General features: G+C 65.7%; 17 protein-coding genes. 4 read left to right on the plus strand and 13 right to left on the minus strand.

Annotation, left to right across the window (positions count from 1 at the left end):
- Positions 1–292: 292 nt before the first annotated feature.
- Positions 293–2,473 (plus strand): catalase/peroxidase HPI, encoded by a 2,181-nt coding sequence (katG, locus tag DVT68_RS03035; protein WP_114823558.1) that lies wholly within the window; start codon positions 293–295, stop codon positions 2,471–2,473.
- Positions 2,474–2,583: 110 nt separating this feature from the next.
- On the opposite strand, the gene DVT68_RS03040 is transcribed toward katG, so the two are convergent.
- The 6 genes from DVT68_RS03040 to htpX all read right to left on the minus strand — a co-directional run bounded on the left by DVT68_RS03040 (position 2,584) and on the right by htpX (position 8,254).
- Positions 2,584–3,168 carry a response regulator gene (locus tag DVT68_RS03040; protein WP_114823559.1) on the minus strand — a complete coding sequence of 195 codons (585 nt, stop codon included), beginning with the start codon at positions 3,166–3,168 and terminating at the stop codon, positions 2,584–2,586.
- A gap of 101 nt (positions 3,169–3,269) precedes the next feature.
- Positions 3,270–3,668, minus strand: coding sequence for an RNA-binding S4 domain-containing protein (locus DVT68_RS03045; RefSeq protein WP_114823560.1), 399 nt, complete (start codon positions 3,666–3,668; stop codon positions 3,270–3,272).
- Between the two features lie 95 nt (positions 3,669–3,763).
- Entirely contained in the window at positions 3,764–4,120 is a 357-nt protein-coding gene (locus tag DVT68_RS03050; RefSeq protein ID WP_114823561.1) for a nuclear transport factor 2 family protein, read from the minus strand.
- Between the two features lie 4 nt (positions 4,121–4,124).
- Positions 4,125–5,027 (minus strand): AEC family transporter, encoded by a 903-nt coding sequence (locus DVT68_RS03055; protein WP_199535946.1) that lies wholly within the window; start codon positions 5,025–5,027, stop codon positions 4,125–4,127.
- Between the two features lie 353 nt (positions 5,028–5,380).
- Positions 5,381–7,252 (minus strand): molecular chaperone HtpG, encoded by a 1,872-nt coding sequence (gene htpG, locus DVT68_RS03060; protein ID WP_114823562.1) that lies wholly within the window; start codon positions 7,250–7,252, stop codon positions 5,381–5,383.
- A 102-nt stretch (positions 7,253–7,354) separates the two neighbouring features.
- Entirely contained in the window at positions 7,355–8,254 is a 900-nt protein-coding gene (gene htpX / locus DVT68_RS03065) for a protease HtpX (RefSeq protein ID WP_114823563.1), read from the minus strand.
- Between the two features lie 199 nt (positions 8,255–8,453).
- On the opposite strand from htpX, the gene gluQRS reads away from it, so the two are divergent.
- Together gluQRS and phbB are read left to right on the plus strand one after the other, a co-directional pair.
- Entirely contained in the window at positions 8,454–9,314 is an 861-nt protein-coding gene (gene gluQRS / locus DVT68_RS03070; protein WP_114823564.1) for a tRNA glutamyl-Q(34) synthetase GluQRS, read from the plus strand.
- Positions 9,315–9,471: 157 nt separating this feature from the next.
- Entirely contained in the window at positions 9,472–10,212 is a 741-nt protein-coding gene (gene phbB, locus DVT68_RS03075; RefSeq protein ID WP_114823565.1) for an acetoacetyl-CoA reductase, read from the plus strand.
- Positions 10,213–10,285: 73 nt separating this feature from the next.
- On the opposite strand, the gene DVT68_RS03080 is transcribed toward phbB, so the two are convergent.
- Positions 10,286–11,038 carry a tRNA threonylcarbamoyladenosine dehydratase gene (locus tag DVT68_RS03080; protein ID WP_114824361.1) on the minus strand — a complete coding sequence of 251 codons (753 nt, stop codon included), beginning with the start codon at positions 11,036–11,038 and terminating at the stop codon, positions 10,286–10,288.
- Between the two features lie 217 nt (positions 11,039–11,255).
- Between DVT68_RS03080 and DVT68_RS03085 the strand changes: the two genes are divergently transcribed.
- On the plus strand, positions 11,256–11,645 hold the full coding sequence (locus tag DVT68_RS03085; RefSeq protein ID WP_114823566.1) for a cytochrome c: 390 nt from the start codon (positions 11,256–11,258) through the stop codon (positions 11,643–11,645).
- A gap of 31 nt (positions 11,646–11,676) precedes the next feature.
- On the opposite strand, the gene DVT68_RS03090 is transcribed toward DVT68_RS03085, so the two are convergent.
- The 6 genes from DVT68_RS03090 to DVT68_RS03115 form a co-directional block, all read right to left on the minus strand.
- The gene (locus DVT68_RS03090; RefSeq protein WP_114823567.1) at positions 11,677–11,979 is read right to left on the minus strand and encodes an Mpo1-like protein; all 303 of its coding nucleotides are present in this window, start codon (positions 11,977–11,979) and stop codon (positions 11,677–11,679) included.
- Positions 11,980–12,056: 77 nt separating this feature from the next.
- Positions 12,057–12,929, minus strand: a complete 873-nt coding sequence (locus DVT68_RS03095) for a pirin family protein (protein WP_114823568.1) — start codon at positions 12,927–12,929, stop codon at positions 12,057–12,059.
- 33 nt (positions 12,930–12,962) lie between these two features.
- Entirely contained in the window at positions 12,963–14,021 is a 1,059-nt protein-coding gene (locus DVT68_RS03100; RefSeq protein ID WP_114823569.1) for an NADH:flavin oxidoreductase/NADH oxidase, read from the minus strand.
- Between the two features lie 53 nt (positions 14,022–14,074).
- Positions 14,075–14,980: an alpha/beta hydrolase family protein gene (locus DVT68_RS03105; RefSeq protein WP_114824362.1), complete on the minus strand. Its 906-nt coding sequence runs from the start codon at positions 14,978–14,980 to the stop codon at positions 14,075–14,077.
- A gap of 125 nt (positions 14,981–15,105) precedes the next feature.
- The gene (locus DVT68_RS03110; RefSeq protein WP_038616299.1) at positions 15,106–15,315 is read right to left on the minus strand and encodes a cold-shock protein; all 210 of its coding nucleotides are present in this window, start codon (positions 15,313–15,315) and stop codon (positions 15,106–15,108) included.
- A gap of 273 nt (positions 15,316–15,588) precedes the next feature.
- Positions 15,589–15,798, minus strand: a complete 210-nt coding sequence (locus tag DVT68_RS03115; protein WP_114823570.1) for a cold-shock protein — start codon at positions 15,796–15,798, stop codon at positions 15,589–15,591.
- Positions 15,799–15,985 lie beyond the last annotated feature (187 nt).

Here is a 15,985-nt window from a genome sequence, read left to right on the forward strand (position 1 = left end):
AGCCACTCGGCCTGCGTAGAGTCTCAAGAGAGACGAGCATTCGTCCGCCTCACCCTGCGACCAAGGAGCACGTCATGAGTGCATAGCGCAGAGTCCTCGCCCGTGCATCGGGTGATGCCATCGCCCGACATGCCAGGCGGCCCTGCCGGCCATGCGCCGCGGGAACGGAAGCACCCGAGCATCCAGCATCACCTACAGATGCGGATGCCAACGACAAACAGACTCCCTTATCGGTGCTCGGTGCCGAACCGGTCCGAGTTGTTGCATTGAAACAGCGAAAGGTACAGAACCCATGTCTACCGTAGCGAAGTGCCCGTTTCATCAAACCGAGGCCGATGGTCCATCCAACCGCGATTGGTGGCCAAACCAGTTGAACCTCAAGCTGCTGGCCCAGCACTCGTCCAAGTCCGACCCCATGGGCCATGGCTTCGACTATGCGAAGGAGTTCAACAGCCTCGACTTTGCAGCCCTGAAGAAAGACCTTCATGCGCTGATGACCGACTCGCAGGACTGGTGGCCGGCCGACTTCGGCCACTACGGCGGTTTGTTTATCCGCATGGCATGGCATGCCGCCGGCACCTACCGCACCGGCGATGGCCGTGGCGGCGCCGGCTCGGGCCAACAGCGTTTCGCGCCGCTCAACAGCTGGCCCGACAACGTCAGCCTGGACAAGGCGCGCCGGCTGCTGTGGCCGATCAAGCAGAAGTACGGCAGCAAGCTCTCGTGGGCGGACCTGATCGTGCTGACCGGCAACGTCGCGCTGGAGTCGATGGGCTTCAAGACCTTCGGTTTCGGCGGCGGACGCGAGGACGTGTGGGAACCGGATGAGGACATCTATTGGGGCAGCGAAACCACCTGGCTGGGCGACAAGCGCTACACCGGCGATCGCGACCTGGAAAACCCGCTGGCCGCCGTGCAGATGGGCCTGATCTACGTGAATCCGGAAGGCCCGAACGGCAATCCGGATCCGGCCGCCGCGGTGAAGGACATCCGCGAGACCTTCGCGCGCATGGCCATGGACGACGAGGAGACCGTCGCGCTTATCGCGGGCGGCCACACCTTCGGCAAGACGCACGGCGCCGGCCCGGCCTCCCATGTGGGCCCCGAGCCTGAAGCCGCCGGCCTCGAGATGCAGGGCTTGGGCTGGAAGAGCAGCTTCGGTACCGGCAAGGGCGGCGACGCGATCACCAGCGGCCTGGAAGTCACCTGGTCGCAGACGCCGACGAAGTGGAGCAACTACTTCTTCGAGAACCTGTTCGGCTACGAGTGGGAGCTGACCAAGAGCCCTGCCGGCGCGCACCAGTGGATACCGAAGAACGGCGCCGGCGCCGACGCCATTCCCGACGCGCACGATCCCAAGAAGCGCCGCGCGCCAAGCATGCTCACCACCGACCTGTCGCTGCGCACCGACCCGGCCTACGAGAAGATCTCGCGGAACTACTACGAGAACCCCGACAAGTTCGCCGATGCGTTCGCCCGCGCCTGGTTCAAGCTGACCCATCGCGACATGGGCCCGCGCGCACGCTATCTCGGCCCGGAGGTTCCGGCCGAAGAGCTGATCTGGCAGGACCCGATTCCCGCAGTCAATCATCCGCTGGTCGATGACAAGGACATCGCTGCGCTGAAGGCCAAGGTGCTGGCCTCGGGCCTGAGCGTGTCGCAACTGGTGTCGACTGCCTGGGCGTCGGCTTCCACCTTCCGCGGCACGGACAAGCGCGGCGGCGCCAACGGCGCGCGCATCCGCCTCGCGCCGCAGAAGGACTGGGCAGTCAACCAGCCCGAGCAGCTGGCGAAGGTGCTCAAGACGCTGGAAGGGATCCAGCAGGAGTTCAACAAGGCGCAATCGGGCGGCAAGAAAGTTTCGCTGGCTGACCTGATCGTGCTGGCCGGTGGCGCAGCGATCGAACACGCGGCGAAACAGGCCGGTCACAACGTCACGGTGCCGTTCTCGCCGGGCCGCATGGACGCCTCGCAGGAACAGACTGACGTCCATTCGATGGCGGTGCTCGAACCGATCGCCGACGGCTTCCGCAACTACCTCAAGGGCAAATACAGCGTGTCCGCCGAGGCGTTGCTGGTGGACAAGGCGAGGCTGCTGACGCTGACGGCGCCGGAAATGACGGTGCTCATTGGCGGCATGCGCGTACTGGACACCAACGTTGGCCATACGCAATACGGCGTCTTCACCAACCGGCCCGGGGTGCTCACCAACGACTTCTTCGTGAACCTGCTGGACATGCACACGGAGTGGAAGCCGACGTCGGACGCCGATGAACTGTTCGAGGGACACGACCGCAAGACCGGGGCGCCACGCTGGACCGGCACGCGCGTCGATCTGGTGTTCGGTTCGAACTCGCAGCTGCGCGCCCTGTCCGAAGTCTATGGTGGCTCGGACGCGCAGGGGAAGTTCATCCACGACTTCGTCGCTGCCTGGCACAAGGTGATGAACCTCGACCGCTTCGACCTTGCCTGATCACTATCGGCAGCAGCCGGCCTGGCGCTGACGCCAGGGAAATCAAGGGCGGCCATCCGTGAGGGTGGCCGCCCTTTTCTTGCCGGCATGAGGGGTGCCGGCGCGAACCTTCAGGCAGCAAGCTCCGGCGCCTGGCCGCCCTCGGGCAGCTCGGCGGTGGCATTCGCCAGCATGTCGGGGATCGCCTCCACCGGCACGGTGACTGGCAGGCTCACCACGGTCGCCACCTCGCGCGCCGGCAACCGTCCCAGGCGTACAAGGCGATCGATGCTGCCGGCAACCTCGCCCTGGCCGAACGGCTTGCTGATGAAGTCGTCGGCGCCGAAGCGCTGCACGTAGAACTGCTCGGTCGCCTGCTGGTTGCCGCTGATCATCACGATGGGAATGTGCTCGGTCAGCGGGTCGTGGCGCAGCGAGCGCAGCACGGCAAAGCCATTGATGCCGGGCAGCACGATGTCCAGGAAGATCATCGCCGGCGGGTCCTGGCGAACCAGCTCCAGGGCGCTCTCGCCGTCCACGGCGCGGACCACCTGGTAACCGTCCACTTCCAGCATCCGGCCCAGCACCGCGCGGATGGTCGCCGAATCGTCCACGACCAACACCCGGGCGCCCTGCGGCGCCTTGCGCATCGGTTCCGGCGGCCGAGCCTGTGTCGCCGCCCCAAGCCAACGCTTCAGGAAAGCCAAGCCCGTCATAGTCATCCTCCAGCTTCAGGTCGTTGGAAGGCCGCTCCTGTGCGGCGTTTCCTTGGACGAGATGCTCCCGCAGAACCGCGGCCGGTTCTGCGATGGGTGACTCACATGAAATCCTTAAGGCGTCGCAATTCTCGACGTGCCTGCTTGTCCGGACGCCCTGGCGGGGCCATCGCGCCCACTAACTTGCGCTGGGCTTGCGCCGCCAGGCGGGCGGCGATGCTGGACTCGCTCTCGCAGTACAGCGCCTGTGCGACCGGGGCCGGCCCACGTTGCTCGGACAGCGCCAGCACCTCCACTTCCAGGCGTTCCTCGCCGCGACTGATGCGGAAGACGTCGCCTACGTGCACGGCCTTGGCTGGCTTGCAGGCGCCGTCATTGAGGTCGATCTTGCCGCCGTCGATGGCCTGCTTGGCGAGGCTGCGGGTCTTGAAGAATCGCGCGGCCCAGAGCCACACGTCGGCGCGCACGCTGGGCGCGTCTGGAGTCGGGGATGAAGACATGCGCCGTATTCTCCCCCAAACCTCCCGCCGTGGGGCGCATGCTGCGCGCAAGCGCCCAGCGCAGCGCGTGACAACCGCGTACGGCGGATGCGCCCTTACAGCGCCGTGCCCTGGTGGAAGACCATCTGCCATTGGCCTTCGCGCCGCCGCCAGATCGAGCTGCGCAGCGAGTCGGCCTCGGGGCGCTCCGCCGTCGCGAAGCGGTGGGCGCGGTAGGTCACCAGCGCCACGTCGTCGGCCAGCGGGGTGAGGCGAAAGTCGCTCACGCTTCGTGGCGAAAAGGTCTCGCCGTGCAAGGCGGCGATCACGCTCTCTCGCGCCCACACCGTGCCGGACACACCAAACTCGACGAAGTCCTCGGCGATCAGCCGCCGAAGCGCCTGTGCATCGGCGCGAACGTCCTGCCGGTGAAGCTGCATCTCCAGGTCGAGCAGGTGTTCGGCCAGATCCATCGCATCACCCGCCCAGCAGCAGGTTGGCCAGGGGCACCGTGGCCAGCGACAACACGATGCCAGCGCCGAGGATGGTGTTCGCCAGCGCGGGTTCCAGCCGGTGTTCGTCGGCCAGGATCGCGGCGGAAATCATCGGCGCCATCGCCGCCTGCAGGACGCCCACGGTCAGCGTGAGTCCACCCACGCCAGCCGCACGACCCAGCAGCCATGCCGCCAGCGGCGCCAGAGCCAGCTTCCAGCCCAGGCCAAGCACCAATGCGGACCGCTGCCCCGGGCGCAAATGGAACTTGAACTGCAGTCCCACCGAGAACAGCGCCAGCGGCGTCAGTGTCGCCCCGATCGGCACGAATACGTCGTCCGCCCATGCCGGCCAGCCACCCAGCGCACCGGCGATGACGCCGACCACCAGGGCCAGGAACGCGGGAAAACTCAGGATGCGTCGCGCGATCACCGCCGGTTGCGGCGACTTGCCCGCATACCACGACGCCACCGCCACGCCAGCCGAAGACAGCAGCGGAAAGCAGCCGAGCTGGTCTGCAACCACCGCTAGCGCCAGCCCCTCCTTGCCGTGCAGCGCCTGCATCATGGGATAGCCCATGAACGAGGTGTTGCCCAGACCGCATACCAGGGTCAGCGCGCCGACGCGTTCGCGCGACCAACCCAGCCAACGCCCCAGCGTCGCGAACAGCAACCAGGCGCCAAAGAACACCACCCACATCGCCGCCACGGGAAACCACAGCTGCGCGTCGATCTTCACGCGCGGCATCAGTTCCAGCACCAGCGCCGGCAACGCGATGTTGATCACCCACCAGTTGATGCCGTGGACGATGCCGGAAGGTGGCTTGGCGAAACGCGCCACCAGCGCGCCGAGCAACAGGCAGGTGAACAACAACAGCAGCGCGCTCATGGATTTCCCGCAAAAAGAGACGGCCGCAGTATAGCGGCCGTCTGCAGTTGCCCTTGGGGAGGCTAGTCAGGGCACTTCCATAGCCGCCTTGTCTCGCCTATCGATCAACTATCGCGCTCGCGAAAGACAGGCCACTGCATTTGTCCTGTCTCGCGAAAGACACTGGATCCCGGCTCTTGCCCCCTTTTGCGGGTTCGCCGGGATGACGACTCGGTGACTCGGCAGCCTCTTGGCTCGTCATTCCGGCGAACCCCAAAGAGGGGGCAAGCGCCGGAATCCAGTGACTTTGGCACGAGGCCCGAAAACGGCCATTCCGAGCGCACTTCAAGGCAAGCGAGCCCCTCTCCGATCAATCACCCACCAATCAAGCGATTAAGCCGCTGCACGAACGCCGCCGGATCCGGCAGTTGCGCGCCGGCGGCGATCTCCGCCTGGTCGAGCAGCAGGTTGGCGAGGTCGGCGGCGCGGGCCTGGTCGCCCTCGCCTTCCAGGCGCTTGAGCAGCGGGTGCTGCGGGTTGATCTCGAGCGTCGGCTTGCTCTCCGGCATGTCGTGGCCGGCCTCGCGCAACAGGCGCGCCAGGTGCGGGGCCATCTCATAGTCAGACAGCGCCAGGCACGACGGCGAGTCGGTCAGGCGCGCAGACACCCGCACGTCGCCTGCGCGATCGCCCAGCAGGTCCTTCAGCTTCTTCAGCAGCGGCTCGGCCGCCTTGTTGGCCTCCTCCTGCTGCTTCTTGCCAGCCTCGTCCAGCGGCAGTTCGCCCTTGGCCACGTTGCGCAGCTTCTTGCCCGCGTATTCGTTGAGGCTGCCCAGCATCCATTCGTCGATGCGGTCGGACATCAACAGCACCTCGGTGCCCTTGGCCTTGAAGGCTTCGAGTTGCGGACTGCCGACGGCGGCGGCATAGCTGTCGGCGGTGATGTACCAGATGGTGTCCTCACCCACCGTCATGCGCCCGATGTAGTCGTCCAGCGACACGGTCTGGCCCGCGCCCTCGCCCTTGGTGGAGGCGAAGCGCAGCAGCTTGGCGATGCGCTCGCGGTTGGCGCTGTCCTCGGCGATGCCTTCCTTCAGCGTGTTGCCGAAGGACTTGTAGAACGTTGCGAACTTCTCGGGCTCGTCACGGGCCAGCTTCTCGATCAGGTCGAGCACGCGCTTCACGCAGGCGGCGCGGATGCGCTCGAGCTGGCGATTGTGCTGGAGGATCTCGCGGCTCACATTGAGCGGCAGGTCGTCGGCGTCCACCACGCCGCGCACGAAGCGCAGGTAGTTGGGCAGCAGCTCCTCGGCCGCGTCCATGATGAAGACGCGCTTGATGTAGAGCTTTAGTCCCTTGCGCTCGTCGCGCCCGCCCATCATCAGGTCGAACGGGGGCTGCTCGGGGACATACAGCAGCGTGGTGAAGCTCTGGCTGCCCTCGACGCGGTTGTGCGTCCAGGCCAGCGGGTCGTTGAAGTCGTGGCCCAGCGACTTGTAGAAGCTCTGGTAGTCCTCGTCGGAGATCTCGTTGCGCGGCTTGGCCCACAGCGCGGAGGCGTCGTTGACGGTCTCGAACTCCTCGCCCGGCTTGCCGTCCTGCTCCTTGGGCATGCGGATCGGGAAGGCCACGTGGTCGGAATACTTGCGGATCAGCGAGCGCAGCTCCCAGCCCTTGAGGAACTCGTCCTCGTCGGCCTTCAGGTGCAGGATCACCGCGGTGCCACGCTCGGGCAGGTCGACCTGGGACAGGCTGTACTCGCCCTTGCCGTCACTCTCCCACTTCACGCCCTCGCCCGTCGCCAGGTCGGCGCGGCGACTCAGCACAGTGACGCGGTCGGCCACCACGAACGCCGAATAGAAACCCACGCCGAACTGGCCGATCAGGCGCGCGTCGGTCTTCTGCTCGGTGCTCATCGCCTCGAGGAAGCGGCGCGTGCCGGAGCTGGCGATGGTGCCGATGTTGGCTACCACTTCGTCGCGGCTCATGCCGATGCCGTTGTCGCGCACGGTGACCGTGCGCGCCTGCGGATCCCAGCTCACCTGGATCTGCAGTTCACCCTCGCCCGCCAGCAGGTCCGGCTGGGCGATGGACTCGAAGCGCAGCTTGTCGCAGGCGTCGGAGGCGTTGGAAATCAGCTCGCGCAGGAATATCTCCTTGTGCGAGTAAAGCGAGTGCGTCACCAGATGCAGCACCTGGGCTACTTCGGCTTCGAATTTGCGGGTCTCGGGTGTGGCGTTGGTCATACGAAAGACTCGGGCAAAGGTAGGACGAAAGGGATACACAAACGAAGGGGCCGACGAATCGGCCCCTCATGCTGCCCGCCCTCTCGGCGAGGGCGGGTGAATTCAGCCGTTGGACGAGGCGCTTTGCAGTGCCGCGATGCGCTCTTCCAGCGGCGGGTGGCTCATGAACAGGCGGCGGAAACCGCCGGCCAGGTGGCCGGAGATGCCGAAGGCGGCGATGGTCTGCGGCAGCGTGCTCTCGCCGTGCTGCACCTGCAGGCGCTGCAGCGCCGAAATCATTGCGCCACGGCCAGCCAGCTTGGCGCCGGCCGCATCCGCGCGGAACTCGCGCCAGCGCGAGAAGGCCATCACGATCATCGAGGCGAACAGGCCGAACACCACCTGCAGCACCATCACCGACACGAAGTAACCGATGCCGCCGCCACCGTCACGGTCGCGACCACCCGACAGCCAGCTGTCGACCAGGCGGCCCACGATGCGCGCGGCCACGATCACCAGCGTGTTCAGCACGCCCTGGATCAGGGTCAAGGTCACCATGTCGCCATTGGCGACGTGGCCGATCTCGTGGCCGAGCACCGCCGCCACCTGTTGGCGATCCATCTGCTGCAGCAGGCCGGTGCTCACCGCCACCAGCGAGCTGTTCTTGGTCATGCCGGTGGCGAACGCATTCATTTCCGGCGCGTCGTAGATCGCCACCTCCGGCATGCCGATGCCGGCTGCCTGGGCGTGGCGGCGCACGGTGTCCACCAGCCAGCGCTCGGCCTCGTTCTGCGGCTGCTCGATCACGCGGGCGCCGGTGGACATCTTCGCCGTCCACTTGGACATGGCCAGCGAAATGAAGGCGCCGCCCATGCCGAACACGGCGGCAAAGATGAGCAGGCCCTGCATGCCGCCGTAACCACGGGCGGCGGCCCACTGATCGACGCCAAACAGGTGGCAAACGATGCTCAGCAGGAACAGGACGGCGATATTGGTAAGCAGGAACAATGCGATGCGACGCATGGCTGTCTCTCGGGCAGTCATGAAAGGGAATGGGCGGCTTTCGCCTCCGTGGAAGCATCGTGGCGAAACCTTGCGGTTTCAAGGCCCATGCCCTGCGGCATCGCACCCCGCGCGACTGGCGTTCATGCTGGCGCGGCCTCGTACAGTCGCCCACAGGGCGCCCTCCTGCAAGCCGAAACATCCTTCGTACAATGGCGCGATGAGTTACCGCGGACGCTTCGCTCCTTCCCCGACCGGCCATCTGCATTTCGGCTCCCTCGTAGCCGCCGTTGGCAGCTGGCTGTGCGCGCGGCGCGCCGGGGGCCAGTGGCTGCTGCGCGTGGAGGACATCGATCCGCCCCGGGAGATGCCTGGCTCGGCGGAAAGCATCCTGGCCGCACTGCCGGCCTTTGGGCTGGTCGCCGATGCGCCAGCGCTGTACCAGTCCTCCCGGATGGCGGCGTACGACGCCGCATTCGAACAGCTCAAGGCCCGCGACCTGGTCTTCCCCTGCTGGTGCAGCCGCAACGACCTGGCCGGCGGACTGCACCTGGACGGGCATTGCCGGGCGGCGCCCAGCTCTGATCGTGAGCCGGCCTGGCGCTTGCGCGTGCCGGACCTTGCTATCCACTTTGACGACGCCCTGCAGGGTCCGCAGCGGCAGAACCTGCGCAACACCGCGGGCGACTTCGTGATCCGTAGGGTGGAGGGCTATTACGCCTACCAGTTGGCCTGCGTGGTGGATGACGCCTACCAGGGCGTCACCGAGGTGGTGCGCGGCAACGACCTGCTCGACTCCACCCCTCGTCAGATCTACCTGCAACGCTGCCTCGGCCTGCCCACGCCCGGTTACCTGCACCTGCCGCTGGCCCTGGACGACAGCGGACGCAAGCTGTCCAAGTCCGAGCAGGCGCATCCGGTGGACCCCACCCACCCCATGCCGGCGCTGCGGCGCGCGCTTGGCTTCCTCGAGCTGCCCATCGCCAGCCATGCGCACGCCCCTGTGGACCTGCTGGAGCATGCGCTGGCGCATTTCGACCCCACCCTTTTGCCGCATTGCAGCGAACGCGTCGCGGCGTAAAGGTCTATAAAGAACCTTCCCCGTGACCCGCCCCCGTGTTTACCGCCAACACGTGCATTCCATCGACGTTTTGCCATATTTGGCGTGCTAGACATGACGTCGCCCGCGACGCACGATCCGGGTCTCAACCGCAGCAGCATCTTTTTGGAGAACAGGCATGACGCAGCGTACGGCATTGGTCACTGGCGGCACGGGTGGTATCGGCACGGCGATCATCCGCTACCTCGCTCGCCAGGGACATCGGGTCGCCACCAACTATCGCGACCAGGCCAAGGCTGAGGCGATGAAGGCGATGATGGCGCAGGAGGGCATCGAGGTATTGCTCGTGCCGGGCGACGTGAAGGATCCCGATTCCTGCGAGGCGATGGTGCGCATCATCGAGGGCGCGTTGGGGCCGGTGGAGATCCTGGTCAACAACGCGGGCATCACCCGCGACACCACCTTCCACAAGATGACCTACCCGCAGTGGATGGAAGTGGTGAACACCAACCTCAACGCCTGCTTCAACGTCACCCGCCCGGTGATCGAAAGCATGCGCACGCGCAAGTGGGGCCGCATCGTGCAGATCAGCTCGATCAACGGCCAGAAGGGCCAGTACGGCCAGGCCAACTACGCCGCCGCCAAGGCCGGCATGCACGGCTTCACCATTTCACTGGCGCAGGAAAACGCCAAGTTCGGCATCACCGTGAACACCGTGTCGCCCGGCTACGTGGGTACCGACATGGTGATGGCGGTGCCGGAGGAAGTGCGCGAGAAGATCATCGCGCAGATCCCGGTGGGTCGCCTCGGCAAGCCTGAGGAAATCGCCCACGCCGTGGCCTTCCTCACCGGTGAGGAAGCGGCCTGGATCACCGGCGCCAACCTGTCCATCAATGGCGGTCACTACATGGGCTGGTGATGGGGACAGGAGTGAGTAGTGAGAGACAAGCCGGGGAACGCATGGCTCTCTCTCGTTTCTCACTTCTCGTTCCTCATTTCTCGCTCTTGAACAGCCGTTCCATGACCCGGCCCACCGCCGCGAAGGCGAAGGCGCCGGTCACGTGGGTAGCGGCGCCAAGGCCGCCGCCGCAGGCGAGGTTCAACGCCTCGGCGCCATTGGCTACCGGCGGACGCGTGCCGCACACCGTGCCGTCCGGCTGCGGATACTGGACGTTCTGCAGCGAATAGACGGCCGACACGCCGAAATACCGATCGGGGTTCTTTGGAAAGTTGAAGTCCTGGCGGAGCTTCTTGCGGATCAGGCTGAACATGGCGTCGTGCTCGGTGCGCGACAGGTCGCGCACGCGGATCTGGGTCGGATCAGTGCGGCCACCGGCCGAACCAACCGTCACCATCGGCAGCTTGCGCCGACGGCACCATGCGATGGCCTCCAGCTTCACGCGGAAGGCGTCGCAGGCGTCCAGCACCACGTCGTAGCCGCGGTCTAGCAATTCATCCAGTGTCGAGGTGGTGAGGAAGCGCTCGATCGCGTCCACCTTGATGGCGGGATTGATCGCGCGCAGGCGCTTCTCGATCACACCGACCTTGGACTTGCCGTACTCGCCATCAAGCGCGTGCAACTGGCGATTGGTGTTGGACACGCAGATCTCGTCGGCGTCGATCAGGGTGAGGTGACCCACGCCACTGCGCGCCAGCGCCTCGGCTGCCCACGAACCCACGCCGCCGATGCCGATGACGCAGACATGACTCTGCGCCAGCCGATCCACGCTGCCCACGCCATACAGGCGCTCGACACCGGCAAAACGCTCGCGCGGAAACGCCGCCGACGCCTCTGCCGCTGGCTCTGCCGCTACGCCGGCCGCACTCTCTGACTGCTTCACTGGAACCATTCCAAGATCTTGATGACACGACATTTTAGCGGCTGCTGGCGAACGCCGCAGCACGCCTGCCGTGGGCGCAGGTTATGCTTGGCGCTTTCGCAAACCCGCGGGACACCACTGCATGCGCAATGCCCTCCTGATCGTGCTCGGCCTGGTCATCGGCGTCATGGGAACCGTGTTCGCGCTGAATGCACTCCACGAGCACCAGCCGTTGTCTCACACGGTCATGACCATGATGGACCACCACGCAGGCGCTCTGCGCCAGGCCGTGAAGTCCCGCCAATGTGACGCCGCCCAAACCCAGCTTCACCTTACCCGCCTGCTGCAAACCCAGGCCGATCTCAAGGAGGCTTTCCCTGGGGTGGACCAGCCGTTCCTCGACGAGGCGGCGAAGCTCAAGGACAAGACCCAGGCCGCCTTGCAGGCCGCGCCTGCCGACTGCGCGGCGCTGGCGACGGCGCTCAAGCCGATCGCCGAAACCTGCCAGTCCTGCCATCAGCAATACCGCTGACCGGCTACGAACACTGCCGCAGCGCAAGGCCTCAGATCTTGACCTTGCCCCGCAGGATCTCCCAGTACATCACCCAGTCGCCCATCAGGCTGTACAGCGGATGGGTGAAGGTCGCGGGCCGGTTCTTCTCGAACACGTAGTGCCCGACCCAGGCGAAGCCGTAGCCCATCACCGGCGCCAGCAGCAGCCACCATGCGTTGCCGGTGACCAGCGCCGCCACGATCACCGCCAGCACCAGCGTGCTGCCCACGAAGTGCATGCGCCGGCATTGCCGGTCGCTGTGTTCGTTGAGGTAGTACGGGTAGAACTCGCGGAAGCTGGCAAAGCCGGACATGGAGATCGCCGTCAAGGGAGTACCGCCAGCCTAATCCGGCCGCCCTGCCGTTGCATGCGCGAATGCAACAAAGGCTCTCAGGCCGGCAGCGGGATGAACTCCTCTTCGTCACCGATGACCTTGCCCATGCGCTGCGCGGACCAGTCCGCCTTGGCCTGCTCGATGCGCTCGCGGCTGCTGGCCACGAAGTTCCACCAGAGGTGGCGCTCGCCATCCAGCGGGGCGCCGCCGAACAGCATCACGCGGCTGGCCACCGTGGTGCGCAGCGGCGGCGAATCGGCGCCGGCCTGCACGGCGGCCTGCATCGGCTGCACGGTCACGCCATCCCACTCCACTCCGCCGTCGACCACGCAGACGCCGCGTTCGGTGTGTTCGGGCGGCCAGGGCAGCTCGGCGCCAGCTTCCAAGGTGGCCTCGATGAAAAACATGGGTGCGAACACCTTCACCGGCGAAGCCTTCCCATAGGCCGTGCCGGCGATCAGCACCAGCTTGGCGCCGGGCCGTTCGATGCGCGGCAACTCGTCGGCGCCGTGGTGATGGAATTCGGGCTCGATCTCGGCGTCCTTCTGCGGCAGCGCCACCCACACCTGGATACCGTGCGCACGCATGCCACCGCCGCGCGCCTCGGGCGGCGTGCGCTCCGAATGCACGATGCCGCGTCCGGCGGTCATCCAGTTCACTTCGCCGGGACGGATGTCCGCGATGCTGCCGAGGCTGTCGCGATGACGGATCACGCCCTCGAACAACCAGGTCACCGTGGCCAGCCCGATGTGCGGATGCGGCCGCACATCCATGCCCTTGTCCTTCAGAAAGGTCACCGGCCCCATGTAGTCGAAGAACACGAACGGCCCCACGTGCCTGGCCTGCAGCACAGGCAGCAGGCGCCGCACGTTGAAGCCATCGCCCAGGTCATGCACGCGACCATCGATCAGCATCGGTTGTTGTTCCATGTTTCGTGCTCCCTGGATGATGGGTGCGCCTGTTTACCAGGCGCGCTGGTACTGCATCGGCGCATCGATCGACACGCCCAGCTCCTGCGCCGCACGACGCGGGAAATACGGATCACGCAGGCTCTCGCGGGCGATCAGCACCACGTCGGCGCAGCCCTCCTCGATGATGCGCGCAGCGTGTGTGGATTCGGTGATGAGTCCCACCGCGCCGGTCGCGACGCCCGCCTCGTGACGAATGCGCGATGCGAATGGCACCTGGTAACCCGGCGCGACAGGAATCTTTACGTGGGGCGTCAGGCCGCCGCTGGACACGTCGATAAGGTCCACGCCCAGCGTCTTGATCTCGCGCGCCAACTGCACGCTTTGCTCGACGTCCCAGCCACCCTCGGCCCAGTCGGTGGCAGAAATGCGCAGCCACAGGGGCAACTGCTCGGGCCATACCTCTCGCACGGCGGTGGCGACCTCGCGAACCAGGCGTGTGCGGTTCTCGAAGCTGCCGCCGTACTGATCGGTGCGCTGGTTGCTGAGCGGCGACAGGAACTGATGCAGCAGGTAGCCATGGGCCGCGTGCAGCTCGACCAACTGGAAGCCCGCTTCCAGCGCGCGCACCGCGGCGGCGCGAAAATCCGCCACCACCTCGGCGATGCCGGCCGCATCCAGCGCTTGCGGCACGTGCCAGTGCGCGTCAAACGGGATGGCCGACGGCGCGACGGTCTGCCAGGCGCCCTTCTCTGCCGTGAGCGGATGCCCGCCCTCCCATGGCGGCAGCACGCTGGCCTTGCGGCCGGCGTGCGCCAGCTGCACACCCGCGATCGCGCCCTGTTCGGTGACAAACCGCGTGATCGGCTGCCAGGCGGTCCGCTGCGCGTCATTCCACAGGCCGACGTCGCCGGCGGAAATGCGCCCCTCCGCCGAGATCGCGGTGGCCTCCACGATCACCAGCCCGGCGCCGCCCACGGCGCGGCTGCCCAGATGCACGTGGTGCCACTCGTTCGGCATCCCGTCGACGGCCGAGTACTGGCACATCGGGGCGATGACCAGGCGATTGCGCAGCGAAAGGCTGCGTTGGGCAAACGGGGTGAACAGCTTCATCGTGTCATTCCAGTAGAAAGTTCCATCACACATTCAGGCGACCATGCCCGACTTCAAGCTTCCACCCCGGCCCGATCGGTCGATGCGGCCGCCAGCCACGTCATCGTGCGCGCGACCAGGGGTTCGGGCGTCTTCATCCAGCCGAAATGCTCGGCCGGTCGGCCATCGAGATCGGCGGCGCTGATGACCTCGCGGGTAATCGCGCAGTGCGGCATCTTGCCCAGCAGCCATTCCAGCGACGCCGGCGGCCCCATCCAGTCGTCGGCCAGGCGCAAGGCGAGCAAGGGCACGCTCAGCGCGGCCAGGCGCTGCTCGAGGTCATCTGGCATGCCTTCGGCGGCATAGCGCCCTGTGCGCCCGGTCCGGGCCCAGTCGACGATCAGCCGACGCGCCTCGTTGCCGCCGAAACCGAGGCGACGCCCGGGCAGGTAACCCACCAGTCGCGCCAGCCACGGGGCCAGGACAAAGGCCAGCCAGATCGGCCCGCCCCAGCGAAACTGCCGCCAATACGGCGCCCCGCTCGCCACCACCAGCAGGCCAGCCACCTGCCGCGGATGCAGGCTCGCATGAAGCGACGCCAGCTGCCCTCCCAGGCTGTGCCCGCCAAACCAGTAGCGGGCCTGCGGCAGGCGTGCTTGCACCGCCGCCACGCCGGCCGGCAGGTCGTCCTGCAGCAGCTCGCGATAACCCCAGTCGTCGCGCCGGCTCGCGCGATGGTTGCTGGAGCCGATGCCCCGCCATTCGTGGATCGCCACGGCGACGCCCTGCGCGGCGAGCGCCTGCGCAAGCGGCAAATATTGTCGCGCCGGCATACCCAAGGCCGGCAACCAATACACCACGTCGTGAATCGCCCCCGCCGGCAATTGCAGAATCACTTCGGCACAGGCGCCATCCGCGGCGGATGCGGGCAGCGTTTCGCAATCGGGAAGTAGTGTCGGGTCAAACGAGGGCGCGGACATCATCGACAAGGGCACGCGTCAGTCGTGAAAACGTCGCAGGCTACCCAATACCTGTGTAATGAAAAAGTCTCGCGCATGAAAAAGGCCGGTTTGCACCGGCCTTTTTCACTATCGACGGCAATTAATCAGGCAGGCGCGACTTCGTCGGCCTGCAGGCCTTTCTGGCCCTGCACCACCTTGAAGCTCACCTTTTGACCTTCCTTCAGGCTGCGAAAGCCTGTGCCACTAATGGCCCGGAAATGCACGAAGACGTCGGGGCCGCTTTCGCGACTGATAAAGCCGAAGCCCTTGGCGTCGTTGAACCATTTGACTGTGCCAACTTCACGATCCGACATGACTCACTCCGATCTGCTCGATGCTGAGACAAGTCAGCCTCCCCTTTGGCCGACGGCTTACTGGGCATGCAGGGATCGGGTGAAGCGATGTGGACCCTGATGGGTCGCGCATCGGGCACGCGCGTGACCGAGCAACCACAGTAAATCCAGCATAACGGATTTTTCTAATACAAGTGAATGACCCGCGTGATTTTCACATTTCGTCGACATTTGCAAAAAGAAAAAGCCAGGCATTACTGCCTGGCTTATTCATTGCGTTATTGAAAACGCTTTTTAGGCAGCCATCACTTCGTCGGCCTGCAGGCCCTTCTGGCCCTGCACAACCTTGAAGCTGACCTTCTGGCCTTCCTGCAGGCTCTTGAAGCCGTTGCCCTGGATCGCGCGGAAATGCACGAAGACATCCGGGCCATTGTCACGGCTGATGAAGCCGAAACCCTTGGCATCGTTGAACCACTTGACGGTACCGATCTGACGATCAGACATATGAAACACTCCATAGGATTGAAGAGACTCAGCCCACGCGACATGCGCAGGCAGGCTTACTGGTGTGCAAGGAAACCCTAGGGGTGAGGCGATGTGGCTAGATCGAGATCAGCGGCATCGGGTCACAAAACTCTGGTGACCCCAGCAAACACAGCCTGACAATCATAGCGGGACATTGGTCGCAACG

Source organism: Dyella solisilvae (assembly GCF_003351225.1).
Lineage (GTDB): Bacteria > Pseudomonadota > Gammaproteobacteria > Xanthomonadales > Rhodanobacteraceae > Dyella > Dyella solisilvae.

What these genes read in the sequence shown, in the direction of transcription:
- DVT68_RS03045 (WP_114823560.1), bottom strand. Translation starts at nt 3,668, where the DNA reads ATGTCTTCATCCCCGACTCCAGACGCGCCCAGCGTGCGCGCCGACGTG.
- DVT68_RS03040 (WP_114823559.1), bottom strand. Translation starts at nt 3,168, where the DNA reads ATGACGGGCTTGGCTTTCCTGAAGCGTTGGCTTGGGGCGGCGACACAG.
- DVT68_RS03090 (WP_114823567.1), bottom strand. Translation starts at nt 11,979, where the DNA reads ATGTCCGGCTTTGCCAGCTTCCGCGAGTTCTACCCGTACTACCTCAAC.
- phbB (WP_114823565.1), top strand. Translation starts at nt 9,472, where the DNA reads ATGACGCAGCGTACGGCATTGGTCACTGGCGGCACGGGTGGTATCGGC.
- DVT68_RS03115 (WP_114823570.1), bottom strand. Translation starts at nt 15,798, where the DNA reads ATGTCTGATCGTCAGATCGGTACCGTCAAGTGGTTCAACGATGCCAAG.
- htpX (WP_114823563.1), bottom strand. Translation starts at nt 8,254, where the DNA reads ATGCGTCGCATCGCATTGTTCCTGCTTACCAATATCGCCGTCCTGTTC.
- DVT68_RS03095 (WP_114823568.1), bottom strand. Translation starts at nt 12,929, where the DNA reads ATGGAACAACAACCGATGCTGATCGATGGTCGCGTGCATGACCTGGGC.
- htpG (WP_114823562.1), bottom strand. Translation starts at nt 7,252, where the DNA reads ATGACCAACGCCACACCCGAGACCCGCAAATTCGAAGCCGAAGTAGCC.
- DVT68_RS03105 (WP_114824362.1), bottom strand. Translation starts at nt 14,980, where the DNA reads ATGTCCGCGCCCTCGTTTGACCCGACACTACTTCCCGATTGCGAAACG.
- gluQRS (WP_114823564.1), top strand. Translation starts at nt 8,454, where the DNA reads ATGAGTTACCGCGGACGCTTCGCTCCTTCCCCGACCGGCCATCTGCAT.
- DVT68_RS03110 (WP_038616299.1), bottom strand. Translation starts at nt 15,315, where the DNA reads ATGTCGGATCGTGAAGTTGGCACAGTCAAATGGTTCAACGACGCCAAG.
- DVT68_RS03050 (WP_114823561.1), bottom strand. Translation starts at nt 4,120, where the DNA reads ATGGATCTGGCCGAACACCTGCTCGACCTGGAGATGCAGCTTCACCGG.
- DVT68_RS03055 (WP_199535946.1), bottom strand. Translation starts at nt 5,027, where the DNA reads ATGAGCGCGCTGCTGTTGTTGTTCACCTGCCTGTTGCTCGGCGCGCTG.
- DVT68_RS03085 (WP_114823566.1), top strand. Translation starts at nt 11,256, where the DNA reads ATGCGCAATGCCCTCCTGATCGTGCTCGGCCTGGTCATCGGCGTCATG.
- DVT68_RS03100 (WP_114823569.1), bottom strand. Translation starts at nt 14,021, where the DNA reads ATGAAGCTGTTCACCCCGTTTGCCCAACGCAGCCTTTCGCTGCGCAAT.
- katG (WP_114823558.1), top strand. Translation starts at nt 293, where the DNA reads ATGTCTACCGTAGCGAAGTGCCCGTTTCATCAAACCGAGGCCGATGGT.